This window comes from Muriicola sp. (assembly GCF_049669965.1).
In the GTDB taxonomy this organism is placed as follows: Bacteria; Bacteroidota; Bacteroidia; order Flavobacteriales; family Flavobacteriaceae; genus Muriicola.
Map to the genome: position 1 here is coordinate 1 of NZ_JBATLB010000290.1, position 23,134 is coordinate 23,134.

General features: G+C 41.8%; 24 protein-coding genes. 8 read left to right on the plus strand and 16 right to left on the minus strand.

Annotation, left to right across the window (positions count from 1 at the left end):
* The first annotated feature begins 119 nt into the window (after window positions 1-119).
* Both WBM49_RS14130 and WBM49_RS14135 read left to right on the plus strand, forming a co-directional pair.
* Window positions 120-431, plus strand: coding sequence for an antibiotic biosynthesis monooxygenase family protein (locus WBM49_RS14130; protein ID WP_424372692.1), 312 nt, complete (start codon window positions 120-122; stop codon window positions 429-431).
* 118 nt (window positions 432-549) lie between these two features.
* On the plus strand, window positions 550-2,217 hold the full coding sequence (locus tag WBM49_RS14135; RefSeq protein WP_424372693.1) for a glycerol-3-phosphate dehydrogenase/oxidase: 1,668 nt from the start codon (window positions 550-552) through the stop codon (window positions 2,215-2,217).
* A 21-nt stretch (window positions 2,218-2,238) separates the two neighbouring features.
* Here WBM49_RS14135 and WBM49_RS14140 read toward each other — a convergent pair whose 3' ends face one another.
* A complete protein-coding gene (locus WBM49_RS14140; protein WP_424372694.1) occupies window positions 2,239-3,240 on the minus strand; it encodes an NAD(P)H-dependent glycerol-3-phosphate dehydrogenase in 1,002 nt (333 codons plus the stop codon).
* A gap of 126 nt (window positions 3,241-3,366) precedes the next feature.
* Here WBM49_RS14140 and WBM49_RS14145 point away from each other — a divergent pair, with 126 nt between their 5' ends.
* The 3 genes from WBM49_RS14145 (at window position 3,367) to WBM49_RS14155 (ending at window position 7,030) form a co-directional block, all read left to right on the plus strand.
* On the plus strand, window positions 3,367-4,290 hold the full coding sequence (locus WBM49_RS14145; protein ID WP_424372695.1) for a nicotinic acid mononucleotide adenyltransferase: 924 nt from the start codon (window positions 3,367-3,369) through the stop codon (window positions 4,288-4,290).
* Window positions 4,291-4,470: 180 nt separating this feature from the next.
* Window positions 4,471-5,418, plus strand: coding sequence for a phytanoyl-CoA dioxygenase family protein (locus WBM49_RS14150; protein WP_424372696.1), 948 nt, complete (start codon window positions 4,471-4,473; stop codon window positions 5,416-5,418).
* Between the two features lie 82 nt (window positions 5,419-5,500).
* A complete protein-coding gene (locus tag WBM49_RS14155; RefSeq protein WP_424372697.1) occupies window positions 5,501-7,030 on the plus strand; it encodes a SulP family inorganic anion transporter in 1,530 nt (509 codons plus the stop codon).
* A gap of 30 nt (window positions 7,031-7,060) precedes the next feature.
* On the opposite strand, the gene WBM49_RS14160 is transcribed toward WBM49_RS14155, so the two are convergent.
* The 3 genes from WBM49_RS14160 to WBM49_RS14170 all read right to left on the minus strand — a co-directional run bounded on the left by WBM49_RS14160 (window position 7,061) and on the right by WBM49_RS14170 (window position 11,344).
* Window positions 7,061-8,725 (minus strand): hypothetical protein, encoded by a 1,665-nt coding sequence (locus tag WBM49_RS14160; protein WP_424372698.1) that lies wholly within the window; start codon window positions 8,723-8,725, stop codon window positions 7,061-7,063.
* Window positions 8,726-8,817: 92 nt separating this feature from the next.
* Window positions 8,818-10,902 carry a lipocalin family protein gene (locus WBM49_RS14165; protein ID WP_424372699.1) on the minus strand — a complete coding sequence of 695 codons (2,085 nt, stop codon included), beginning with the start codon at window positions 10,900-10,902 and terminating at the stop codon, window positions 8,818-8,820.
* A 100-nt stretch (window positions 10,903-11,002) separates the two neighbouring features.
* Window positions 11,003-11,344, minus strand: coding sequence for a ribose-5-phosphate isomerase (locus WBM49_RS14170; RefSeq protein ID WP_424372700.1), 342 nt, complete (start codon window positions 11,342-11,344; stop codon window positions 11,003-11,005).
* Between the two features lie 66 nt (window positions 11,345-11,410).
* Between WBM49_RS14170 and WBM49_RS14175 the strand changes: the two genes are divergently transcribed.
* Window positions 11,411-12,097 (plus strand): lysoplasmalogenase, encoded by a 687-nt coding sequence (locus WBM49_RS14175; protein WP_424372701.1) that lies wholly within the window; start codon window positions 11,411-11,413, stop codon window positions 12,095-12,097.
* 28 nt (window positions 12,098-12,125) lie between these two features.
* On the opposite strand, the gene WBM49_RS14180 is transcribed toward WBM49_RS14175, so the two are convergent.
* Together WBM49_RS14180 and WBM49_RS14185 are read right to left on the minus strand one after the other, a co-directional pair.
* Window positions 12,126-13,928: a serine hydrolase gene (locus WBM49_RS14180; protein WP_424372702.1), complete on the minus strand. Its 1,803-nt coding sequence runs from the start codon at window positions 13,926-13,928 to the stop codon at window positions 12,126-12,128.
* Window positions 13,929-14,071: 143 nt separating this feature from the next.
* Window positions 14,072-14,419, minus strand: coding sequence for a hypothetical protein (locus tag WBM49_RS14185; RefSeq protein WP_424372703.1), 348 nt, complete (start codon window positions 14,417-14,419; stop codon window positions 14,072-14,074).
* 179 nt (window positions 14,420-14,598) lie between these two features.
* On the opposite strand from WBM49_RS14185, the gene WBM49_RS14190 reads away from it, so the two are divergent.
* Complete coding sequence (locus WBM49_RS14190) at window positions 14,599-14,766, plus strand: lmo0937 family membrane protein (RefSeq protein ID WP_424372704.1); 168 nt, start codon at window positions 14,599-14,601, stop codon at window positions 14,764-14,766.
* Between the two features lie 9 nt (window positions 14,767-14,775).
* On the plus strand, window positions 14,776-14,994 hold the full coding sequence (locus tag WBM49_RS14195) for a hypothetical protein (protein ID WP_424372705.1): 219 nt from the start codon (window positions 14,776-14,778) through the stop codon (window positions 14,992-14,994).
* A gap of 111 nt (window positions 14,995-15,105) precedes the next feature.
* On the opposite strand, the gene WBM49_RS14200 is transcribed toward WBM49_RS14195, so the two are convergent.
* The 10 genes from WBM49_RS14200 to WBM49_RS14245 all read right to left on the minus strand — a co-directional run bounded on the left by WBM49_RS14200 (window position 15,106) and on the right by WBM49_RS14245 (window position 22,929).
* Window positions 15,106-15,408 carry a hypothetical protein gene (locus WBM49_RS14200; RefSeq protein ID WP_424372706.1) on the minus strand — a complete coding sequence of 101 codons (303 nt, stop codon included), beginning with the start codon at window positions 15,406-15,408 and terminating at the stop codon, window positions 15,106-15,108.
* A gap of 274 nt (window positions 15,409-15,682) precedes the next feature.
* The gene (locus tag WBM49_RS14205) at window positions 15,683-16,510 is read right to left on the minus strand and encodes a patatin-like phospholipase family protein (RefSeq protein WP_424372707.1); all 828 of its coding nucleotides are present in this window, start codon (window positions 16,508-16,510) and stop codon (window positions 15,683-15,685) included.
* Window positions 16,511-16,524: 14 nt separating this feature from the next.
* Window positions 16,525-17,793 (minus strand): DEAD/DEAH box helicase, encoded by a 1,269-nt coding sequence (locus WBM49_RS14210; protein WP_424372708.1) that lies wholly within the window; start codon window positions 17,791-17,793, stop codon window positions 16,525-16,527.
* Between the two features lie 245 nt (window positions 17,794-18,038).
* Window positions 18,039-18,470, minus strand: a complete 432-nt coding sequence (locus WBM49_RS14215; protein ID WP_424372709.1) for a hypothetical protein — start codon at window positions 18,468-18,470, stop codon at window positions 18,039-18,041.
* A gap of 16 nt (window positions 18,471-18,486) precedes the next feature.
* Entirely contained in the window at window positions 18,487-19,185 is a 699-nt protein-coding gene (locus WBM49_RS14220; protein ID WP_424372710.1) for a hypothetical protein, read from the minus strand.
* A gap of 227 nt (window positions 19,186-19,412) precedes the next feature.
* Window positions 19,413-20,282: a hypothetical protein gene (locus WBM49_RS14225; RefSeq protein ID WP_424372711.1), complete on the minus strand. Its 870-nt coding sequence runs from the start codon at window positions 20,280-20,282 to the stop codon at window positions 19,413-19,415.
* A 196-nt stretch (window positions 20,283-20,478) separates the two neighbouring features.
* A complete protein-coding gene (locus WBM49_RS14230) occupies window positions 20,479-20,820 on the minus strand; it encodes a VOC family protein (RefSeq protein WP_424372712.1) in 342 nt (113 codons plus the stop codon).
* Window positions 20,821-20,830: 10 nt separating this feature from the next.
* Window positions 20,831-21,301 carry a hypothetical protein gene (locus WBM49_RS14235; RefSeq protein ID WP_424372713.1) on the minus strand — a complete coding sequence of 157 codons (471 nt, stop codon included), beginning with the start codon at window positions 21,299-21,301 and terminating at the stop codon, window positions 20,831-20,833.
* A 73-nt stretch (window positions 21,302-21,374) separates the two neighbouring features.
* Window positions 21,375-22,280, minus strand: a complete 906-nt coding sequence (locus tag WBM49_RS14240; protein WP_424372714.1) for a retropepsin-like aspartic protease — start codon at window positions 22,278-22,280, stop codon at window positions 21,375-21,377.
* A gap of 148 nt (window positions 22,281-22,428) precedes the next feature.
* Entirely contained in the window at window positions 22,429-22,929 is a 501-nt protein-coding gene (locus WBM49_RS14245) for a YybH family protein (protein ID WP_424372715.1), read from the minus strand.
* Between the last annotated feature and the right edge of the window lie 205 nt (window positions 22,930-23,134).

Consider the following 23,134-nt stretch of genomic DNA (forward strand, 5'->3'; position numbering starts at 1 on the left):
GAGCAGGGATGGCCCCATTATAAAATAAAAGAGGTGCTGCCCCCATTAAAAGCAGGGGAGCAATCGGTATTGATGAAAGAAGCCATCGTAGGTTACTTCCTGGAAAAAGAATATATCCAATGAGCAAACAAGCCCCATACTATGCAGTAATCTTTACCACCCTAAGGACTAAAGAAGATCATGGATATGAGGAGATGGCAGCTAGAATGGAGATGTTAGCCGCCAGGCAACCAGGTTTTCTTGGTTTTGAAACTGCCAGAAGTGAAATTGGGATAAGTGTGAGTTACTGGGATTCGCTGGAGGCCATCAGGCAATGGAAAGACCAAGGAGAGCATCTTTTGGCCCAGAAGAAAGGCAAAGAGGTGTGGTATCAATGGTATAAACTGCGTATCTGTGTTGTGGAAAGAGAATACGAATTTAGCCAATCTTAGGGGCGCTGTGTTTCACCTTTCCAGCGCCATAGATAACACTAGCTTAATATCAGGTATTTTGAGTCCTATGATTCTTATCCTATTTTTGAAGCTATTACCATAATAAAAGTTGTTTAAAATGAGAAAATCAATTCCTTTTTCAAATCTTAATCGCCAGACTACCGTAGAGAAAATTGCCAAAGAACATTTTGATTTGGTAGTTGTTGGTGGTGGAATTACCGGCGGTGGTATTGCCTTAGATGCGGCATCACGGGGCTTAAAAGTGCTGCTATTAGAAAAAGGGGATTTTGCCTCAGGAACCAGCAGTAAGTCTACCAAACTTATTCACGGAGGCTTGCGATACCTAAAACAGTTCGATTTCTGGCTGGTAAAAGAAGTGGGGTCCGAAAGGGCTATTGTCCATAAACTGGCTCCTCATCTGGTGCTGCCAGAGAAAATGCTCTTGCCATTAATTGAAGGGGGCTCTTATGGGAAATGGCTTACCTCAGTAGGCCTCAAAGTCTATGATATCCTGGCGCAAGTATCGGGAGATGATAAACGCAAGATGTTGGAGAAAAAGGAAGCCCTGGCACTAGAACCTCTGCTGCCTAAAAAGAAGGTAAAAGGGGCAGGGTATTATGCAGAATATCGTACGGATGATGCCCGACTCACCCTGGAGAACATCAAAACAAGTTTGCAGTACGGAGCCGAAGCACTTAATTACGCTGAGGTGATCAACTTTATTTATAAGGAAGACCAGGTGAAAGGGGTGGTGGTAAAAGATCATCTTAGCGGGGAAGAGGTTACTGTAAATGCCAGTTATGTGGTTAGTGCGGCAGGACCCTGGGTAGATGAATTGAGGGGTATCAACAATTCTAAAAAAGGAAAGCGCCTGCATCTCACCAAGGGCGTTCATGTGGTTTTTCCACATAAAAAATTACCAGTGCAACAATCGGTTTATTTTGATGTTCCAGATGGCCGGATGATCTTTGCAATCCCCAGGGGAAAGGTCACCTATGTAGGTACTACAGATACTAATTACAATTCAGATAAGGATAATGTAGAAACCGACATGGCCGATGCCATTTATCTCATTGCGGCAGTCAACAATATGTTTCCCGGCATTACACTTGAAATGGAAGATATTGAATCTTCCTGGGCCGGTCTAAGACCTTTAATTCACGAAGAAGGAAAATCTACTTCCGAACTATCACGTAAGGATGAGATATTTACCTCAGATACCGGACTAATCAGTATAGCCGGCGGCAAATTAACGGGGTACAGGAAAATGGCAGAACGTGTAGTGAACAGGATTGCAAAAAAAATGGAAGAGGAAGAGGAAAAAAAGGTGGCAGCCTGTATTACCGAGACCTTGCCACTTTGTGGAAGTAATTTTAAGAAATACAAGGAAGTAAAAAAATATATTGCCGAGATCTATGAGCGCATAAAAGTCGATGGTTTTACAAAGTACGACGCCTGGTATCTGGTTACTACTTACGGGGTGCAATCAGAAGAGATCCTCACACTTTTTAACAATAGAAAGGAAAAGGACAAAGCTGTCCGTATGGCCCTTGCAGAATTAGAATTTGGGGTGGCCTTTGAAATGGTACAGTCGCCCATGGATTTCTTTATCCGCCGCACCGGAAGGCTGTATTTTGATATACACAGTGTTCGAAGTCTAATGAAACCTGTTTGTACGGAATTACAAAAGATCTTTAAGACAGAGGAGGCCGTGTTACTTGCCTGGCAGGAAGAAATGGAAAGCATTCTAAGGTCGCATTCAGATTTTTCCCTGGAAAAGATGTAGGATAGCTATTTTCTATGTTTCCTAGTCTAATTTGTCTGCAAGGCTTTTAAAGGTCTTCCTGGCATTCTCTTTTTGATAGAGCACAGCGTAAACAGCATCAATGATAGGGGTGCGCACCTTACTTTTGAAAGTGCTCTTAAGTTCATAGGCACTTTTAGTGGCATAATAGCCTTCGGCCACCATATTCATTTCCATCATCGCACTTTTTACGGTATATCCCTTGCCAATCATATTGCCAAACATCCTGTTACGGCTAAAAGTAGAATATCCTGTCACTAACAAGTCACCCAAATAAGCAGAATTGTTGATGTTCCGCTTCATCTTGTGCACCCTTTTGATATAGCGCTTCATTTCCCGTATGGCATTACTCATCAGTACGCTTTGAAAATTATCACCATATCCAAGTCCATGCGCTATCCCGGCAGCCAGGGCATAGATGTTCTTTAGCACGGCGGCATATTCGGTGCCTGTGATATCATCTGAAATCTTGGTTTTGATATACTCACTATTCAGATGGGTGGCCATTATTTGAGCCTTGGCTTTATCTGAGCAGGCGATGGTGAGATACGACAAACGCTCCAGAGCAACTTCCTCTGCATGGCATGGCCCGGTTATGACGCCAATATTCTCAAACGGAATCTTATATTTCTCGTGAAAATGCTCCCCAACGATCTTCCCGGTTTCGGGCACTATCCCTTTGATGGCAGAAAAGATGATCTTGTCTTTTAACGAACCGGTGAGTTTTTGTAATTCGCTTTCTAAAAAAGCCGATGGAATGGCAAAAATCAGAATATCTGCTGCTTTTACGGCCTCATCTATAGAGTCTGTAAGCGTTAGTTGCGACAAATTGAACTCAACCGAAGTAAGGTAGTTGGGATTGTGTTTTTCTTTTTTAATAAAATCAATAGCCTCCGAACTGCGCATATACCAAATGACATCAGAGAGGTTTTCGGTAAGCATTTTCACGATAGCTGTTGCCCAGCTACCTCCTCCCATTACTGCAAAGCGTACGTCTTTTTTCATGAATTGTTCTTCTCTTCGCAAATGTAATTAAAAACAGACAGCTTATAAAACACTGATATACAGTAGGATAACACAAATGGCACGATGCTTGTTTTACAGTTGTGCAGAACCAGAAAAAATAACATCATGAAAAACTTTACACTACTCGGTACCGCCACCCTGATGCTACTATTTTTAAGTAGCTGTTATACTGAGGTGATCCTGGAAGACGTTTTTGTAGAAGAAGCAAACTTTCAGGCCAGACAACATATAGAGGCTTACGACCTCTGGTATGTAGATATCAATGCCACAGATGGAACAGGGGAGGTACCCTTTATGCAACGTGCCTTCACCTTGTCTTTTAGAAATGGACTCCTTTATGCAAATAATAACATTTCGGGCATAGGGAAAACAGGTAGCGGGCTGGGAATTCGTGTAGGTTACTACGATGCGGGAAGCGGAGTTTTAGAGATAGACCATGATGTGGATGGCCTGTGGATCTTTGACGTGTATCTGGTAAATTCCAGAACCTTAGAATTGTATGACAGACGTTCTAATACTTCTTATTTTTTAGATGGATACCAAAGTGGAAGTTTTGACTATGACAGGGTATTTTATGAAAATATTGAATACCTACTTCAGGAATTTGATGTTTGGGAAAAGACCTATGTAAGTGAAACTGGCGCCATCAACGACTTTGATGAAGAGAATTACCTGCAGTTTTATGAAGGCAATGGCGGAACAGTGTTCAGGTCCTCTATCGATGAGATAGGCATCCCTCTTAGCAACATTCAATGGGATTATGAAGGCTTCTATGAGGTATATGATGTTCAAAACGATGAAACGCTTAAAACTTTAACACTGGACTATGACTTTATGGGCAATGATTATTTTGAGTTGTACGTTATTAATGACAAGACCATCGAATTATATCACCCGGATAGTGGTACCGTGTACGAATTTCAGGGAAGGGGATATATTCAATTCTTGAAATCTGAAACAGGAGATAGCAGTAAGAAACGGGTGAAGACGAAAAATCCGATGATGAATGTGGTTAGAAAGCGAAAGTAAACAGACTGTTTTACGACTAAACAGTAGAAGATAATTTTTTTGGTTGGTTATTTAGTTAGAAACCACCCTGTCTGAAAAGGACAGGGTGGTTTTTTTCTTCCCTACATCTTATATTTTCAGTATCTTAAGGTGTTAATTCCCTTTATCAAAATCAGCATGGCTTCGAAATACAACATCGAAATGGGAAACAAGGGACACAAGGAAATTCCCGGAAACCCTTCTACCGCTACCAGTAGTACAAAAAAATTAAATGACCGGTCTAATGGAAAGCCCCTAAGGGTTCTAAGTGAAGAAGATTGGGCTTTTTGGAAACACAACGGGTACATAGTTATTAAAAATGCGGTCCCAAAAGAACAGGCACAGGCCACAGCCAACTTTCTCTGGGAATTTGATGAGAAGGATCCCAATGATCCCGAGACCTGGTATGCGCCCCCCAGGGCGGAAATGAAAATGAAGGAACTCACCGGTACCGGGATGGTGGAAGTATACAATCATCAGCATTTATGGAACAATCGCCAGACTCAAAGGGTGTACGATGCTTTTGTGGATGTATGGGGAACGGAAGAATTATGGGTCACTATAGACCGGGCCAACCTTAATTTCCCTCAGCGCCCGGGGTACGAACGAAAGGGTTTTATCCATTGGGATTACGATCCGGAAACAAAACCCCAGAATGTGCAAGGAGTGCTGGCTCTGGCAGATCAGACCGATGAGAACATGGGAGGCTTTCAGTGCATACCCTGGCTCTACAGGAATTACGAGACCTGGAAAGTGGGACAGCCAAAAGATAGAGATCGGTTCCAACCAGACATATCCGATCTGGAAGATAAGATCGTAAAGGTAAAATTAGAAGCAGGGGATCTATTGATCTTTAACAGCACGGAACCTCACGGAATACGTCCTAATAGATCAAAAGATAAGGTGCGGATAGCCCAGTATATTTCCATGATGCCGGCAGAGCCCCAGAACAAGGCACTTCTGAATTGGCGTATCAATTCCTGGAAGAACCGGGTGGCGCCGGAAGGCTATGCCTTTCCGGGCGATCCCCGTAACTGGGAGCAAGAAAAGTATGAAACTGCTAATTTATCGCCGCTGGGGGAACGATTATTGGGATTAACCCCCTGGTAATCTGCTAAATCCATAATTTTCACCCAACCTAAGGTTCCCCATCCAATTTGTGGTATTTTTGCGCCCTTAAAACTACGAGCGTTTGAAGAAGTACCTCAATCTATTCGATTTTTCACAGGAAGTAAATTATAAAACCGAGATCCTTTCAGGGATCACCGTGGCCCTGGCCCTGGTGCCAGAGGCCATCGCCTTCGCCCTCATCGCTGGCCTTTCGCCACTTACCGGTCTCTACGCGGCATTTGTGATGGGCCTGGTAACCTCCATCTTAGGGGGTAGACCCGGGATGATCTCTGGTGCCACCGGTGCCGTAGCCGTAGTGATCGTTGCCCTGGCTCAGCAATACGGGGTAGAATATGTCTTCGCGGCCGTGGTCCTCGCAGGGATTTTACAGATTCTTGCCGGTGTGTTGCGACTGGGGAAATTAATGCGACTGGTACCCCACCCTGTGATCTTCGGATTTGTAAATGGGCTAGCGATCATCATTTTCCTTTCTCAGTTATCTCAGTTTCAAAACGCCGATGGTAGCTGGCTAAGTGGAAACACCCTATACTTGTTTACCGGCCTGGTGCTTATAACTATGCTGGTTATTTGGGGGCTTCCCAAGATCAGCAAGGCAGTTCCGTCATCTTTGGTGGCCATCTTATTGGTATTTGGGATCGTATTATTCTTTGGGATCGATACGCGTACCATTGGAGATATCGCCTCTATCAAAGGTGGGTTTCCTCCCTTTCATATTCCTATGGTCCCCCTTACTTTGGAGACCTTGCAGATCATTTTTCCCTATGCCGCGATTGTGGCCGGGGTTGGACTTATTGAAAGCCTGCTAACACTCAACATTGTAGATGAGATCACAGAGACCCGTGGCCGTAGCAACAAAGAAGCCGTGGCACAGGGTACCGCCAATATCCTTTCCGGGATCTTCTCAGGAATGGGAGGTTGTGCCATGATAGGGCAGAGTCTGATCAATACCTCCAATGGGGCCCGTGCGCGGTTATCCGGTATTGTGGCGGCATTGATGCTCCTTGTTTTTATCATGTTTGGGGCCGATCTCATTGAACGTGTTCCGATGGCAGCTTTAACCGGACTTATGATTATGGTGGCACTGGGCACCTTTGAATGGGCCAGTTTGCGCACCTTTCGCAGAATGCCCAAAAGTGATGTGCTGGTCATGGTATTGGTAACCCTGGTCACCGTTTTTCTCCATAACCTGGCCCTGGCTGTTTTGGTGGGAGTGATCATTGCCGCCCTGGTGTTTGCCTGGGACAACGCCAAAAGAATCCGAGCCAGGAAATATCTAGATGATAATGGGGTGAAGCACTATGAGATCTACGGTCCCTTGTTCTTTGGTTCCATCACCTTATTTAATGAGAAATTCGACGTGCTGAATGACCCGGATGAGGTTATTATCGACTTTCAAGAAAGCAGGATCGTAGACATGTCTGCCATTGAAGCCCTTAACAAGATCACCGAGCGTTATCTGAAAGTGGGCAAGAAAGTACACCTAAAACACTTAAGCAAGGATTGTATTCAGCTGTTACGAAATGCCGATGACATTATTGAAGTCAATGTGATGGAAGACCCTACCTATAAAGTATTGGTAGACAAATTTTAGGCCGGCAGACCTTAATCACTCAATGAATGTTCAATTCATGAGTGAATTTAAATGTCCTTTTTCTCCTGTCATTTCCCAATGTCCAAGAGATATGGGGATATTTCCAATGCTGTTCAGCCTGTCCATAAAATCCTTAATACGGAAGGTTTCTCCTTCTGTTTCTTTCATTTTAGCATAGTTGGCAAGGGCAGATTCCAGTAGGTATTTGCCGGTAATATAGCTGCTGCCATAGCCTGGTTGCCGCATGTACAAATGTTGTTCAAAAAGTAAGAGTTCTTTTTCGGTCTTCATCCATCCCCGGGGGGTGTACTCAGAATGAATGCCTCCGGCTTCTTCCATGGTCATCTCGTTGGCATGAGCATATAAAGATCCCAATCCCCTGGCTGCGCGTTGGGCGATCATGATGTAAACTATCTCTTTGCTCCTGGGAGAGTCATCGTACAGACCGGCTTGCAGAAAGAGTTCCTCTACTGCGGTAGCGGTTCCTTCATTGCGGGAATCAAAAATATTGTACAACAATGGGCCACGACGTACTTCGCTGGCATGGGGTTCCAGGTCCATTCGGGCCAATTCAAACCAGTGGTAGAAATGGGAGTAAAGAGGCCTGGGGTCATAGTGTTCCCCTATGAGGAAAAAGTTCCTTTTGTCTTCAGGGACAAAGCTCCCAAGGTGCTCTCTTAGTGCCGGTTCAAAATAGTCTTTGACGGTTACGATCTCTTGCTCTTCCAAAAAGCTAAGCAGGCTCCTGGCACCGGCGTCGGCCATTTGATCGTAGGCTTCCGGGCTGTCTGCTGCGGTGAGCGTTGGCAGGTTCCGGTTTCTGTGTTCCTCCAGTTTGAGGGACGTCCAGGCTCTGGCCAATTCCCTCTTTAACAAAAGCACCTCATCTTCCCAGGTGAGGGGTACTAAATGAACATTTTGAAGATACCAGGTGTAGTTTTCTTTTCCAATGCCCGAAGGCCCGGTTTTGGAATTCGCTTCTGTGGTCAGCCATTCTGCAAATGAATTGGTAGAGGAGATCGCCTCCTGAACAGCTGCTATGATTTTAGCATCTTCCGATATGCCTTCCTTGTTTAGCATCCCTTCGAGTGCTTTACTCTGATTTTCAATGACCCGTATACCGGCCTGCCAAAGTTCTTTTGCATTCCCGGTAAGGTTTTGTTGTGCCTGTTCATTCAAGGGTGGAATAACGCTGAGGTCTGCCAGTAGCTTTTCGCGATCTTCGGCTGTTAAGGGGAAGGTATACGTCCATAGTTCTAACGTTTTATGATGGGTGGGGCCTTCATGTGCCGGTACATCCGAGCGGTATTCCCAAACCGATTTGTAATAGGCGGGGTCTCGTTCCCAGGGTTTCAGGATGCGGTGGTTAAAGTCGTACCCATTCATCTCTGCCCAAACCAGCATCCAATCTACTTTATGGGATATTGGCCAGCTGGTGGTGTCTATGGCCATAAGTTGTTGTTGCAGATCTTTAAAACCCGGCCAGCGCGCTTCAAAGGTAGCAACTGTATAGTCTGGCACGCCTTTCATTATTGGAGGCACTTCAAAGCTTCTCCATTCGTTGAATAAGGTGACCAGATCTTTATAGGCTGTTTTCTTTTCCTTGGTGGGTTCAACTGTCGTCCCTTGCTTCCCGCATCCTAAGATGAGGAACAAAAACAGCATAAAAACAGGAATAAAAATTTGCTTTGTCATTTGCCTGGAAAGATTAGTTAGCTACTTCTTAAAAGTAGGAATTTACAGGAAATTGATCATCAAGAAAAATTAAACCAACCTAATTGAGTTATTTACTCCTTTATTATCTCTATAAACAGATCCGGTCTGGGGGAAAAACTATCCAGCCTTTCCCTTTTAACGCCCGATGAAACGCTGATAATTTGTCCCTGAGAGTTTTCAAACAGCAGATGCGGGTACCCTTTGGTGTCTATGGTCTCCAAAGAACTTGTGCTGCTATTAAAAAGTTGGGCCTTTTTTTCGTGCAGGGAGTTTTCCTGTACCGGCCAGAAAGGATCGTTATTGCTACCCAGGAACGTACTCCCGTCTATGCTTACGCCCGAGGTAAAATAAGGTGCTTCAAAAGAAGAACGGAAACTAAAATCTGTTGCATTATACGTCCTGTTTTCCAAAAGATTTATAAGATAATTCCCCGCGGCGTTATAGAGGGTCTTTGATTTAAACTGAGATCTAACAACAAAATTCGGGTTCGTTTTTTGTGTTAACAAGCCTTCATTACTTACCACAAAACTTATACTAGTACTCGAAGCGTCATTGCCAATAACCAACTTATTGTTCCCCAACGGAATCAGGTGAAATGGATAATTGGAACCAGTAGTTCCAAAATGTGCTTGTTGATCGAGCAGGGTTAAATTGGCATTATCCCGGCTGCAGGTATAGACATTATCAGCGTCGATAAAGACCCATAGGTTATTGCCTAAATAGGCAAAATCGGCTATGGTATTTACGCCATTCAGAGTGAATGAATACTTGTAGTTTAACGTGGTGGCGTCGTAGATATTTACTCCAGAACCAATTGGGAGCATCAGTTCTTCCCCATTGGCCGGGCTAGTGATAAACTGGAGATCACTATTGGTAAAGCCTATGGTAGCATTACTGGCAGAGGCCTCAACAGTTTTGGTATTGTAGTTATAGCGCTGCAGGGAATAGCTATTATCACTGCTACCGAGAAGAAAAGCCAAAGGAGCGTTAGGGTTGGAGGCAACGGAATAGATGTCTACAAAATCGAACACTTCCGGACGTTTAAAAATAGCCTCACGGGCGCTAACGGTTTCCAGATTATTAAAGAAATTCACATTTCCGAAAATATCGTAGACCAGGATTCGATAAACCGGATTTTTGATATAGGGAGGATTGGTGTCCATAAAAGTAGTTATGGAAATATCATCTATAGTGGCAACCACCTCTTCCTGATATGCATAGCCAGAACCATCGACAAAATTCTGTGTCCTGATCTCATAATGTGAGAAATAATACCCGGCATATGCTTGCCAGCTGAGTTCAATGGTATTCCCGGTTACCAGCGGATCAAAAATTTGTACCGAAGCAACGCGAAGGAATTCGGTATTCACGGATCGCAATTCACTTTCCCCTAAAAGTCCCTTGTCCGTGTAGACCTTTAAAAAGTAACAGAGTAGATCTGTGACAGGGGGGTCTTCATCCAAAAAGGAGGTCTGATCTACCTCATTGAAAGTTGCGACCAGTTCTGCATTCGCTTTTGTACATCCTCCGCTGGTTCGGTATATTTCGTACCGGTCGAAGGTATTAAAGCCATCATAGGCTTGCCAGTTAAAGAGGATCTTCTCTTCTGCTGCATATCCTTCTTCCCTTAGAAAGGTGTTGGTATATTGGTCGGGTTCATTGCCGCTGTATCTTCTTGCTGTAAAAATAAAGACGTCCAAATCACCATCTTCATCCCAATCGATCCGTGTTTTAAAAACAAAACTCTGGGTATTGCGCTCAAGGATTACCAATTCTTCACTTTGACCAAAGGAGTTGGAGGTAGTTAATACTCCTTGCTCCAAACGCCAGGTAAGTTCATTTATCAGGAGGTTACAATTGCTGTCCTGATAAACAAATTCGCGAAAAATGCCTCCAGCATTCAGTACAAAAAAATCGCGCCCACATTCCGGATAGGTTGGGGGAATGGCAACTGTCTGCCCTTCCAATTCTCCTTCGTATAAAGACCAGCTTCCTTCTAATTCGGCGGCCGTAACTGATTTGAGGGCATCTCCATAATAATTGTTAGAACTCTCTGAAGGATCATCTTCTTTAGAGCAGGCAACAACAAAAAAAAGGATAGAAATTAACAAGATGGAATCCCAGCGCCTGGCGCAGGATTTAAGAGTGGTAGGCATATTTGATATTCATTAAACAGCGTAAATGTATATTCTTTTTTAATACAATAGATACAAATTTTTAATGACCTAAAATAGATCTTTAAGCAACATAAAGAGCTTAATTAAACCATACAGCATAACGCTTTCTGCGTAATTCCATGGCGAGTAGTTTTTCCATTTTCAGCGCTTCTGCCCTGGTCGTGAATGGATCTATATGGTTGTACAGACTGGGGCGGAGGTAGCTGCCGTATTTCTGTACAATGTTAGAGGATAGTTTGTGGCCTTTTGAATTCCGGAAACCGGTCTTATGTTGCTGAAAACGCTCCTTGGGGGTCTTGCTCGTCATCCCCACGTACAGGCATTCTAACGCCCCATTGAATTGCGGATTAGCCAGCCTGAATTTGGCATTTTCGGTAAACACCCGTTTTGATAATTCTATGACGTATATCTGATAAGGCAATAGGGTAGTATTTTCCGGGGTAATTATTAGGTTCCCTGATTCTATAAAATTAGCTATATTTCCAGAATGCGACTAGCTCATCGAAGAAAAACTAAACTCTTTTTCAGCACTTTAATTCTATTGGCAGCCATCCTGGCTATCTATTTTAAGTCAATAGGGAATGCACCGTTGTTTACAGTTCTAAAACCCTTAACTACCATTTTGATACTGTTGTTTGCTGTGCTATTTGGGATCAATAAAAGTAAGTTCCACAAATGGATGGTCATTGGTCTGTGTTTTTGCCTGGTGGGTGATACTTTACTGCTGGAGGATTCCTATTTTGCTTTTGGCCTTGCAGCTTTTTTATTAGCTCACCTGTGCTTTAGCTATGGCTTTACTTGTCTTGGGGGGTTTAAAAAATACATGTTCCCTTTGTTTTTACTGGGGGTTTTTGGTCTGGGGTATTATTGGATTTTGTTCGATGCGCTGAATGCTCTAAAAGTACCGGTGTTACTCTACTTTCTGGTCATCCTTTTTATGGCTTGGCAAGGGATTGGCCTGCGGATCTGGAAAGCTACACGTCCACATACCCTAATTGCCCTTGGGGTACTGCTCTTTATTATTTCAGATGGGATGCTGGCCTGGGCTAAATTTAAAGAACCCTTTCCCTTGGATGGAATCCTTATCCTGGCAACTTATTGGACGTCCATTTTTCTTTTGGCATTGTCTGCCACCCTGGAGGGTGTAGTACCAAGATCAAAGGCAATAATTTAAAAGGTAAACGCCAATTTTAGCTGCTTTCTTATTTCCGTGTGGCTTTGAATGTGCCGTTGGGCTGTATAACATTTACCTCGTTTATTGCCCCATTTTCTGCTTCCAGGAATTCTACCTTAAACCCTTCCAGGATCTTAAAGGAAAATTTGTGCTTAGAAGTGGCCAGAAGTTCATATTCGGGCTGCCCGGGTACAAAGAGGTACAATGTATCCTCATTCTTGATATACACTTTTAATTCCATTCCTGCCAGCTCATAATTGCCCACATAGGATTCTAGCGTAGTCTTGTCTACCTCAATGGTGGTAGGCGTATGTTTAAAGACAATAGGATCTTGCAACGCCCCTTCTGCTTTCATTTTTAAGTCTGAAATATCTCCTCCGTCATTGGTGCCGAAATTAAAGCGCAGCGGTCCTGTGGCAGTAGTATCAATCCCTGTTTCTTCGATTTCAAAGGGCTCGAAAACATCGTAATGCCTGTGTTTTAAATAGTAGCTATTTAGTTTGAAGATGGCGATGAGAGAATCATTCCGGTTGTCTATCCGAAACTCCCCATAACCCGGATTCGCATACTTCCCTGTATATTGCTGCAAAATATGGGACGGTTTGGTGCCGCTTATTTTATTGGAAGATTCATTGGCCTTGGCCTCGGCTTCTGCTATTTTGGCTTTTTCCTGCCGTGCTTTAAAATCGTCTGCCCAGTTGGTTTTCCCCTCCTTGAGAAAACGATCTGCCATGGTATTTCTCACCAAACTAGGAACAGCAGATCCGTTTTGGTTGGTAAGCACTACAATACCAAGACTGTCTGTGGGAAAAAATGCTACGTTAGCAGAAAACCCGTCTATATTGCCACCGTGTTCTACCCGGTAATGCCCCCGGTAGGAAGAAAGGAACCAGCCGTAGCCATAGTTAGACATATGCATATCCGGAAACTCTTTGTCTGGCAGCCCGCTGCCCACTACCATTTGAGAACTAATGGCCTCTTTTAAATAGGCTTCCGGGAGGATCTGTGCATCTCCATTCTTGCCGTTATTGATCCAGCTACGAACCCATTTGGACATGTCATTTACACTGCTGTTGATGCTGCCCGCCGGACTCATAGCGGCAATGTCATAATAGTCCATCTTACTGATGATACTGTCTTTCTTTAACTCGTATCCCAGGGCTGCGTTACTACTTTCCTTCATTTCCTGGATACGCGTGTTGGAACGGTTCATCCCCAATGGTTTAAAAAACCGTTCCTCTATATTCTCTTCCCATGGTTTGCCGGTGATCTTTTCTGCAATGACCCCCTGGGCAAGGAACATAAAATTGTTGTAATACCATTGTTTTCGTACCCCTGTAAAAGGTTCCTGGTGTTCAATGCGCATCATCAAACTGTCTCGGGAATCGGTAGGGAAGAGGTACCACGAAAAGTCGTGCCTGGGCAAACCGGTACGGTGACTCATCAGATCCTTAATAATGATCCCATTATTCATCTCATCGTTGTAAAACCGCAGCTCTGGGATATGTTTTATGGGGCTATCCTCAAAGCTTAGTTTATCTTCTTGTCGCAGTTGTCCAAGAATGGCGGAGGTAAAGGCCTTGGTGCTAGATCCTATGGCGTACAGGGTATTGGCATCTGCGGGAATTTTGTTCTCATAGTCGCTATACCCAAACCCTTTAGCATACAGAACCTTTTGTCCTTCCACTACAGCCACCGCAAATCCCGGGGCTTTGGTGACTTCCAGGATAGCATTAAGTTCTTTCTCAACACCTTTGAGTCTTTTATCTGTCTGGGCATTAAAGGTCATGACTGCGCAAAGGGCGATAAGGGGGAAAAGGGATTTTTTCATGGGTAGTTATTTTGGAGTAAAAAAATTAACTTATTTGTATCTTCTATGTTTTAGGGAGATACTAAAAATAGGAAATTAAAAGATGTTTTAATTAGCAATTGAAGTTGCAAGTAATCGTAAAGAAATACATTAAACCAGTATTTTTATTCTATTTTCTCAATAGCAGCAATCATTTTTTGGGTCCGCAAGATCATGGACTCTAATTCATCGGTTTTTCCGCTAATTTTAAATTCGAATGCATCCAGATCAAAATTAGTAAGCACCTGTTTTTTACTCAGGCTAAATCCCAATTCTATTGGTGAGGTGGGTTCGTTTTTCGCAAAGATCTGCCGGATGTCTGCCCAGTTCACCTCCTGTAGTTCATCAATACTGTTTACCGTAATATGTAAAGTGGTAACAAAAGTATCTGTAGTGACCGCAGGCTTGGCATTGTCCTGTGCCATTGTATTAAGGGATAGGATCAATAAAAGAAGAAAAAAAGTATTTTTCATAATCATGCTTTTATTTTAAAAATAGGAAAATTAAGTTATAAATCCCTCAAAGTGTAACCCTAGATTGTAAACAAACTCAAAACCTATTGGATACTATTAGTTTTCAGCGTATTAATCATTTGGGAAGCAATAAACAAGGGAGGCTTATTTAGAGTACCTTTTAGGGAAATTATAAGTGTATGAGAAATCTTCTATGGTTAGTTGCCGTGATTTGTATTGTCGTATGGTTACTGGGCTTGTTGGGTATTGTGGAAGGTCTTGCTACCAGCAGTCTTATCCATGTCTTGTTGGTGATCGCTATTGTGACCATTTTGTACAACATTATTTCGGGTCGTAAACCTCTTTAAACACATCGTATGAAAAGAATTATTGGAATTGCCCTCTTGCTGCTTGCGGTATATTTGGGATATACTGGTATTACCAGTTTTTCAAACAGCACTGCCTCCGTAGATGTGCTGGGGGTAAAATTAAAGGCTGAAGACAATCAGCAAAAGACCACTTCCTTTATCTATATGGGCTTTGCTGTGATCGCTGCCATCGGCGGCATAGTATTGGCCAAGGGAAAAAGCAACTAATACTACACTTCCGAAAAATAATAGACAGCCAGGGGGCATCTTGCCTCTTAACTGCCTATTAAAGTTGTTGCTTTCTATCCGCCATCTTTATGGTGACAGATTATGAATGCCCTACAAGATAATAATTAGAAGTAGGATAATGATAAGGGCTCCGGCAGAGATATAGATGCCGTTCCCTGTGGTCCTAAGCTGCGTTTTAATGGCCCTTACTTCTTTCCGAAGTGCCTTTTTCTCGGAACGCTCCAGATCGGATTTGTCCATGCCTTTGATCTCCTCTAAACGGTCTAACATAACCCTAACTTCGGCGGGCATTTCTACTGGTTCTGTTGTTTTTTCCTTTTCTGCTGCTTGTACGGTGGTAAATACCCCTAAGGATAAGAGCATAACCAAAACATAAATCGGTGCTTTTTTCATAAGTGCTGTTTAAAAAGTTGATTAATATTGTTACTACCACAAACGCATGGTCTGAATAATAGTATAGATATTCTGCCTTCTTTGGAATATAGAAAAACAGCCCTAAATTAATTGTGACCCACGCTTACTTAGATTTTTTTAAGCGTTTTTCTGCTTTCTTTTCCTTGGCTGTTTTTAGCGGTTCCTTTTTTACGTTCTTTTTAGCATCCTGACCTTTAGACATAATGGTGTGATTTTACTTTTTATTAAAGATACGTAATTGCGAACAGGAATTTCAGTTTTCTGTAATTGTAATTCCCAGGGTGTGTTTAATAGCATTCAAGGCCTTTACCACCCAGTTCTGAGAAGGGTTCAAATCAATTTTTTCTAAGGCGATTAATGCATCTTCATACCCTTTTTCTATAAGGCCCACTATCTGCGTCGTATTGGTTCTGTCAAAAGCAGACAAGTCGGGTTTGATCAAAAAATCGGCATCTTCTGTTTGTAATTTTGCAGCCTGCTGCATGATAAAATGAAAACTATTCATGAGCACATCTAAAATGTTCCCGGGTTTCTGATAGTTATGGTTGGCATTAAGATCTACGCCAATAATATAGTTGGCTCCAATTTTTCGCAAGGTATTGATCGGCACATTTTCTACAATACCCCCGTCGATAAGCATATTATCATCTATGACAACAGGGTTAAATATGCCCGGAATACAGGTGCTAGCCATGACGGCTTTTGCTACGGACCCTTTTGTGAGAATTACTTTTTCTCCAGTGGCAGCATTAGTGGCAATCATTGCCAAAGGGATATTGGATTCTTCTATGTTTTTGTCTCCAATATGTTTTTTGAGGAGGGCACCAAATTTCTCGTTGGAAAGCAGGCTATACCGTGAAAGGGAGATGCTGGTGATATCCATCCATTTTAACTCGGAAGTGATATCGTTGATTTCATTCCAATTCTTTCCAAAAGCGTATAAAGCCGCCACAAAGGCTCCTATACTGGTGCCGGTAATAAATTTGATTTCAATACCCTTTTCCTCAATGGCTTTTAGGACGCCAATATGGGCAGCACCGAGAACGGCACCGCCTCCAAGCGCCAATCCTACATTTTTCATTCTGTGAACGGTTTTTATCTTTTGTTTCTTCGGAATCCCGGATTTTGGGATCCTTTTTTCTTATTGCGATTGGCAAAGAATTCCTGTTTCTTTCGTTGTTTCTCCTTTTCCACTTCTTTCTTCTCAGACGCATTCATGGGCCGGTCTGTCTGCGGAAAGGGATGGTCCTCCACCAATTCTATCTTTTGCCTGGTGAGTTTTTCAATATCACTGATATAGGCATTCTCTTCTGGTTCACAAATGGAAATAGAAATACCTTCTTCCCCGGCACGGCCACAGCGCCCAATTCGGTGTACATAGGTTTCAGGCTCATTCGGGATGTCGTAATTGATAACGTGCCGCAACTTGTCTATGTCTATTCCTCGTGCGGCTATGTCAGTGGCCACCAGCACTCTTTTTTTTCCGTCCTTAAAGTCTTTCAGCGCTTTCTGGCGCTGGTTTTGTGACTTGTTGCCGTGGATGGCTGCGGCTTCAATACGTCTTTTATGCAGGTTCTTTACAATCTTATCGGCTCCGTGCTTGGTGCGGGAGAATAACAATACCTGTTCCATCTCTGCATCCTGGAGGATGTGCAGCAGCAGGTCGTGCTTACTACTCTTATTGGTGGTGTATAAGTATTGTTGGATGGTCTCTGCCGTGGAAGAAACGGGGCTCACCGCTACTTTTTTAGGGTTTCGCAGAATTTGCTGAGAAAGGGCCACGATGCTTTTGGGCATGGTAGCTGAAAAGAAAAGCGACTGTCTTTCTTTTGGGAGTTTGGCGATGATCTTTTTAATGTCGTGGATAAAGCCCATATCGAGCATACGGTCTGCCTCGTCCAATACAAAGTATTTAATGTGCTGTAAGGAAATATACCCCTGATTCATCAGGTCGAGCAGTCGGCCCGGAGTAGCTACCAGGATATCAACCCCGCCACGCAGTGCGTTGGTTTGTTTCCCCTGGGAAACGCCTCCAAAAATAACTGTATTCCTAAGGTTAGTGTACTTCCCATAGTCGGTAAAACTTTCCGCTATCTGTATGGCCAGCTCCCGGGTAGGGGTAACCACTAGTACCTGTACTTTTCTTTTGCCACCGGAATTTTGGGTCTCGTTCACAAGATGCTGTATGATAGGAATAGCAAAAGCGGCTGTTTTACCTGTGCCGGTCTGTGCACTCCCTATCACGTCTTCCCGGTTGAGCACCAGGGGGATGGCACTGGCTTGTATGGCCGTAGGGGTAGTATAGTCTACATCCTTAAGTGCTTTTAGTATGGGGGAGATCAGTTTGAGATCTTCAAATGTCATATGTTGTAGTTTAAGGCTGCAAAAGTACTACTAAATGGGGCAGCAGCGAAGGGAAAGGCATAGAAGTGCATGGGAAGGGCTATGGTATTACCGTAAAGTTTGTCGTATCGAGCATAGTCGAGATATGATGTTCACAAGCTAAAGCCCGGTCTCGACTCCCATGCCTACGGTAGCAATGCCGGGGTATTTAAAAATATGAAATTTTATCGGAGGTCCGGGAGAAGGGATAAACAATAGTGGTTATTCTAAGGTGATTTAAAGATCTCAAGCCTTTCAATCCAGAAGATCTCGGATTCAAAAAACTGAAGTCGCGTTTTAATGACCCGCTCTGTTTTGTCCCGGGGAGGTTTTGTGATAAATCGCGCTTTAGAATGGCTAAAGTTGAGCGTATGTTTTTCATCCAGGTCCTTGGCCGTGTCGGTAAAAAAAGAAATTATTTTGCCATCGGCTTTCCAGGTTCCTTTTCCGAATAAATTCTTTATCCAGGGAATTCCTTTTTTATGATTGGTATATGAATGAAAGGAAAATGTGCCGTCCGGAGATACTGTCAATTTGTATTCAATAAGGTGATCTTCTTCGCTCCCGGATCGACGGAAATAGTCGCCCACCAGCTCGTCTGTCTGTGAGAATACGGAAATGCAAGATAAAAAAAGGAGGAGGGAAAGGTGTTTTTTCATGAGTGCTGTTATTTGGTCATTCTACTACATTTAATTCTTCCAAAGTATTGGAAAGAACCGGAGGCGTTGGTGGTGGGATATCCATATAACTAATTCCGTCAAACAGGATGGAATACGTAAAGTAGTCCGCCCCCATTTCCGAATTAATTTTTTCAAATTGAGTTATAATTTCCTTAAGGACTTCCTTGGTTAAGGTAATAGGATATTTGTCCTCAATAAAAAGGTGTATCAAGGCTGGATTAATGAAATTTTTATCAAACTGGAGCCTAAAGGTGGTAGCTATAATTTTTTGTAATTCTTTTTCGAGGGTATTGATATGCACTAATTTATCCTGGTCTCCTCCAAAGTTCATCAGGGAGTCATTTTTAATCTTGATAATATTTCTGTTGAGGTAGCAAGAAATAATTCCATCATTTGGACATTCAGTAAAACCCGTTATGCCATACAGCGTATCCATATCGGTAAATTGAATACCCGTGAATTTATTGTCACAAGAGAGTTGCTGCATTTTGCGGAGCAGCTGCCCGTAATTCTGCAGGGAATCCAGCTCAACTAGCGCAAATTCGGGCCGTTTTTGATCTTCCTTAAAATCAGCTGAATAAAAGGTAGCGGAAGTGGTAGAGGTTGTGGTCTCCCATAGATATGTTTCAGAAAGCGGATCACAACCGCTCAAAATACCTAGGGTAAAAACCAGCAAATAAAACCGCTTGTACATCTCTTGTTTTGTCTTGTCTTGGGGATTTTACCCATCTATAACAGGAAATATCAAAAACCAGGCCAGGGCTGTGTTTTGGTTGTTTAGTGATTGTTGTTTGTGTCCTTATTTTGTATTGTTATTTTGGTCTTTTTAATATGAATTTCATTCCCAAGGCGAATGTAAATCCTGTGACCGGGAAGTCGCGTATCACTTTTTTGAATATAGGTTCATCAGGGTGAAAATACCTAAGGGTTATGGCCGCTGTTCTTATCTAAATCAAGATAATTCGTCAATTCCAAGATGGTTCGTGAGCCATCAATATTGACATATTCCATGAGCACAAAACCATATTCCGTATTAAAATATGACTTCAACCTTGTTTCTCCTAGTCTGCTTATGGCGACACCCTCAATCACATAACAATCTACCAATCCAAAAATGGTTTTTAAAGGCTTGAAAGCAGTGATTTCATATTGATAGCTATTTTGTATTTGTCCACTCCAAAGTTTCCATCTTCCATCGGCCCAAAGATCTCCTATGGTAAGCTGCCAGGACCATTTTGTACCAATAGTATAGGGAGCTTTTATATAGGGAAACGGATTTAATTCTAGAATTTCAAAGTATTGATCCCGGGGCGGATGCATCCAAATATTGCCCTCATTTTCAATGACCCCGGAGGAACTGTTAATGGATCCCATATAATTATCCTGGGTTGGGTATGAATAACCGATTATAGTTTGATTGTAATCCGGAATGAATTTATCAAATCCCTGTAAACCTTGTTTTACCGAGATGATCACCTGTAGGATGGTATTATTGTCTGCATTAGCAACGGGAACAAATTCCCAAGTATTGATACTATCTATGTAATTTATTAGGTACTTGTTATTGGTTGTATCAATATGTTCATATTTGTAATGAAATGAGACTCCCTCGCGAAAGATCATATTATTTTTAGTAAATCTATTTTCATCTATATTGGTAGAATCAAATTTCTCTACCAATATTCCGTCATCATCTACTTCTAAAATATAGTCTTTACGTAGCTTTTCTTCATTCTGAGCCAGGCATAAGAAAGAAGAAATACATAGAAAGAATAGGATAGATGCTCTCATACGGTTCTTAATTTACGGATAAGGGATTGGCTAAATGGTATATGAAGGCACAACGTACTTTATAATATTTTTTAGTTGCAATTTATTTTCATTTTCCCAGTCTTACAATTTCAATTTTCGAAAACTGTATTTGCTATGATACTAGTACGACAAAAGCGAACGAATAATAGCCATTGTTTTCGGAACTTTTTTATTCCTATTTTTCCGACCACACAGCCAGTTCGTTGCCGCTGGGATCTTTAAAGTGAAATCTTTTCCCTCCGGGAAAAGAAAAAATATCTTCTACGATCTCCCCGCCGTTTTCCAGCACGCGCAATTTTACAGTTTTGAGATCTTTATGATAAAGTACTATGAGCACTCCGTTCACAATTGCATCCTCGGTTTTTTCGAATCCTCCTGAAACACCACTTGCAGAAAAAGAAGTATAGGAGGCCCCATAGTCTGTAAACTCCCATCCAAATGTGTTGCTGTAAAAGTCTTTTATCAACCTAAGATCCGTTGCCTTAAATTCTATATAGTCTATGTGATTGTTATACACTGTTTTTGTTTTAAAAGCTTATGCTAAGTCCAGCTCCATTGGGACCGGCAAAGACCCTAAATTCGGGGTTGAATTTATGGGAGGCAGATTTTAAAGATAGATTATAGGTGTCCACTCCTTTGTTTGCGTTGTTAAAAGCGCTTAAAGAAAATGGGATGCTAACTGCTGTAATTCCTAAACCTATATACGCCAATGTCCAGTTGGGATCTTTATCAGAAAAAGACTGCCCAATAGGAATTCCTGTAAGTCCTCCGCCTATAATTGTAATAATGTGGGCAATGGTCTTTTGAGATTTGGCTTTTTTGATCAACAGATTGGATTCAGGAAAGGATGCTGTTGCTGCGGCCAATTCATTCCAGTTAAGTCGTTCCCCATTTTGAACAAATTTATATCCTAAAAGATTGAGCTTCATTTCAATTTCTTGTCCAAATGAACTGTTGAGGAAGAATATTCCAATCAGTAGGAGGATTAGTTTTCTCATTTGATTTACTTTTTTAAATTTTTGTTTGAGTTGAATGGCAACGATTAGTCATTGCGGTTGCGTTGCATGGTTTTTATTTTCTTTTTTCAAGAAATATAGTTCCATCACTCATATTGTATGTAATGTTAAACGCTAATAGCATTGCTTGTCCTATTAGGCCATCTGCTTGCCTACCTGAAACGGCGTTTAATTCGTCAACCTCATAAACAACAGGAATATTTTTCCATTTTTTTGTACTAAATGTAGCAGACGATACCTTACCGCCAAGATTCCTGGTGATCGTGGCTTCGGCACCAAAACCTTTCTTTGTTTTATATCTTTTCTTTGGATCAATAAGATGGTGTTTTGTGACGGTTTGGTTGTGAAAGGTCAAATAATTATCTGCGGCTGTATCTATTTTAATAATTAGTGCAATACTTTCTTTTTTTCCTTTGGGGACTATTTCAATGGGCAATCCCAGATGATTAGATTCGAGTCCAATAAGTTTTAGTGGCTCTGCCTGCCCGCTGTATGTATAATCTGAGTTTGAAAAGAAACGCATTTCCATAGCATCCATATTTGTCTCAAGAATCGTCTCGTTTAGTAAATCGATACCTATGATCCCGTCTATTTCGGTTTTAAAATATTCGCTTATATGACTCAGATCCATTAAGGCTACAGAAACACTGTCTATTTTGAATTTTTTGCTAATCAACAGCTCATTGTTTTCGGAGATTTTAGAAAGAATGGTCTTTCCGGATGTTCCTATTTTTATTTCCTTCGAAATTGGTAATTGAAGTTGGTTGGCAGTAGCAGTATTTATTACGGTAACACCAGCACCCGTATCGAACATAAAGTTTAAGGGTGCTGAATTATTTAATCGAACCTCCATAAAAATCAGGTTGTCAATTAATTTAATAGGAACCTTATCAATTAGTTGCTGTCCAAAAATTGTCGGACTACTAATAAATAAAAATGCCAGTAAAATGTTTTTCTTCATTCGGGTCAAAAGTTTACACTACGGGTAGGATAACAGTGGTGGTTTAATTGCACACACTTTTGGACAACAAGATACTGAAATAAACAAAAAAACGGTTTGGATATTACTCCAAACCGCTCGTGACTTTTTATATTGTTGCAAAGAATATTTATCCTTTTGGGGCTGTTTTATTGAACATATATCTGGCTATTTTCCATGCTCCATCTACTTTTTCAAATACGAAAAGCTCTCTGTTTGCTTCCGGTACTTCCACTCCATTGGCATGTATTTTAACTGTGCCCTTTGAACTCGTTACCGCAAAAGCCATGTTTCCTTCTACAGCTATTTCCTCAATGAAGAATTCAATATTCAATTGAATTTGGGAAAAGACAAATTCGTATGATTTTAAAATTCCTTCAGAACCTATTCCAGAAGGTGCTTCTGTGGGCATAAAAACGCCATCTTTTGTGTAAAGACTTTGGGCCAATTTTGCATCTGAAGTGTTCAATGATTTTTTATAGTCATTTAGAAGTTCTTCGATTTGTTTTTTTGCTGCTTTTTCCATGATTTCCGTTTGTGTTGTTAAACTTTGATTCGATTCCTGATTACTCTTTTCGCCACATGCTATCATTAGAAAAGTGGCAATTACTGGCATGAGTATTTTTTTCATTTCTTTTCTATTTTGTTTAAACAAAGGTCAGGAAATAGAAGAAGGCGTACCTATAAGGTAGATTAAGAAAGAATCGTAAACCAGATTAAGATTTTACTATTCTTTTACGGATAGTACTAAGGAATTCCGGGGTTACTCCAAGGTAGGAGGCTATTTGAACGTTGGAAATACGGTTAAAGAATTGAGGATAACGTTCCATAAAATC

Bases quoted from the DNA above. Each gene is read 5' to 3' on its own strand.
- WBM49_RS14130 (WP_424372692.1), top strand. From the start codon at position 120: ATGAGCAAACAAGCCCCATACTATGCAGTAATCTTTACCACCCTAAGG.
- WBM49_RS14135 (WP_424372693.1), top strand. From the start codon at position 550: ATGAGAAAATCAATTCCTTTTTCAAATCTTAATCGCCAGACTACCGTA.
- WBM49_RS14140 (WP_424372694.1), bottom strand. From the start codon at position 3,240: ATGAAAAAAGACGTACGCTTTGCAGTAATGGGAGGAGGTAGCTGGGCA.
- WBM49_RS14145 (WP_424372695.1), top strand. From the start codon at position 3,367: ATGAAAAACTTTACACTACTCGGTACCGCCACCCTGATGCTACTATTT.
- WBM49_RS14150 (WP_424372696.1), top strand. From the start codon at position 4,471: ATGGGAAACAAGGGACACAAGGAAATTCCCGGAAACCCTTCTACCGCT.
- WBM49_RS14160 (WP_424372698.1), bottom strand. From the start codon at position 8,725: ATGACAAAGCAAATTTTTATTCCTGTTTTTATGCTGTTTTTGTTCCTC.
- WBM49_RS14165 (WP_424372699.1), bottom strand. From the start codon at position 10,902: ATGCCTACCACTCTTAAATCCTGCGCCAGGCGCTGGGATTCCATCTTG.
- WBM49_RS14175 (WP_424372701.1), top strand. From the start codon at position 11,411: ATGCGACTAGCTCATCGAAGAAAAACTAAACTCTTTTTCAGCACTTTA.
- WBM49_RS14180 (WP_424372702.1), bottom strand. From the start codon at position 13,928: ATGAAAAAATCCCTTTTCCCCCTTATCGCCCTTTGCGCAGTCATGACC.
- WBM49_RS14185 (WP_424372703.1), bottom strand. From the start codon at position 14,419: ATGAAAAATACTTTTTTTCTTCTTTTATTGATCCTATCCCTTAATACA.
- WBM49_RS14190 (WP_424372704.1), top strand. From the start codon at position 14,599: ATGAGAAATCTTCTATGGTTAGTTGCCGTGATTTGTATTGTCGTATGG.
- WBM49_RS14195 (WP_424372705.1), top strand. From the start codon at position 14,776: ATGAAAAGAATTATTGGAATTGCCCTCTTGCTGCTTGCGGTATATTTG.
- WBM49_RS14200 (WP_424372706.1), bottom strand. From the start codon at position 15,408: ATGAAAAAAGCACCGATTTATGTTTTGGTTATGCTCTTATCCTTAGGG.
- WBM49_RS14205 (WP_424372707.1), bottom strand. From the start codon at position 16,510: ATGAAAAATGTAGGATTGGCGCTTGGAGGCGGTGCCGTTCTCGGTGCT.
- WBM49_RS14210 (WP_424372708.1), bottom strand. From the start codon at position 17,793: ATGACATTTGAAGATCTCAAACTGATCTCCCCCATACTAAAAGCACTT.
- WBM49_RS14215 (WP_424372709.1), bottom strand. From the start codon at position 18,470: ATGAAAAAACACCTTTCCCTCCTCCTTTTTTTATCTTGCATTTCCGTA.
- WBM49_RS14220 (WP_424372710.1), bottom strand. From the start codon at position 19,185: ATGTACAAGCGGTTTTATTTGCTGGTTTTTACCCTAGGTATTTTGAGC.
- WBM49_RS14225 (WP_424372711.1), bottom strand. From the start codon at position 20,282: ATGAGAGCATCTATCCTATTCTTTCTATGTATTTCTTCTTTCTTATGC.
- WBM49_RS14235 (WP_424372713.1), bottom strand. From the start codon at position 21,301: ATGAGAAAACTAATCCTCCTACTGATTGGAATATTCTTCCTCAACAGT.
- WBM49_RS14240 (WP_424372714.1), bottom strand. From the start codon at position 22,280: ATGAAGAAAAACATTTTACTGGCATTTTTATTTATTAGTAGTCCGACA.
- WBM49_RS14245 (WP_424372715.1), bottom strand. From the start codon at position 22,929: ATGAAAAAAATACTCATGCCAGTAATTGCCACTTTTCTAATGATAGCA.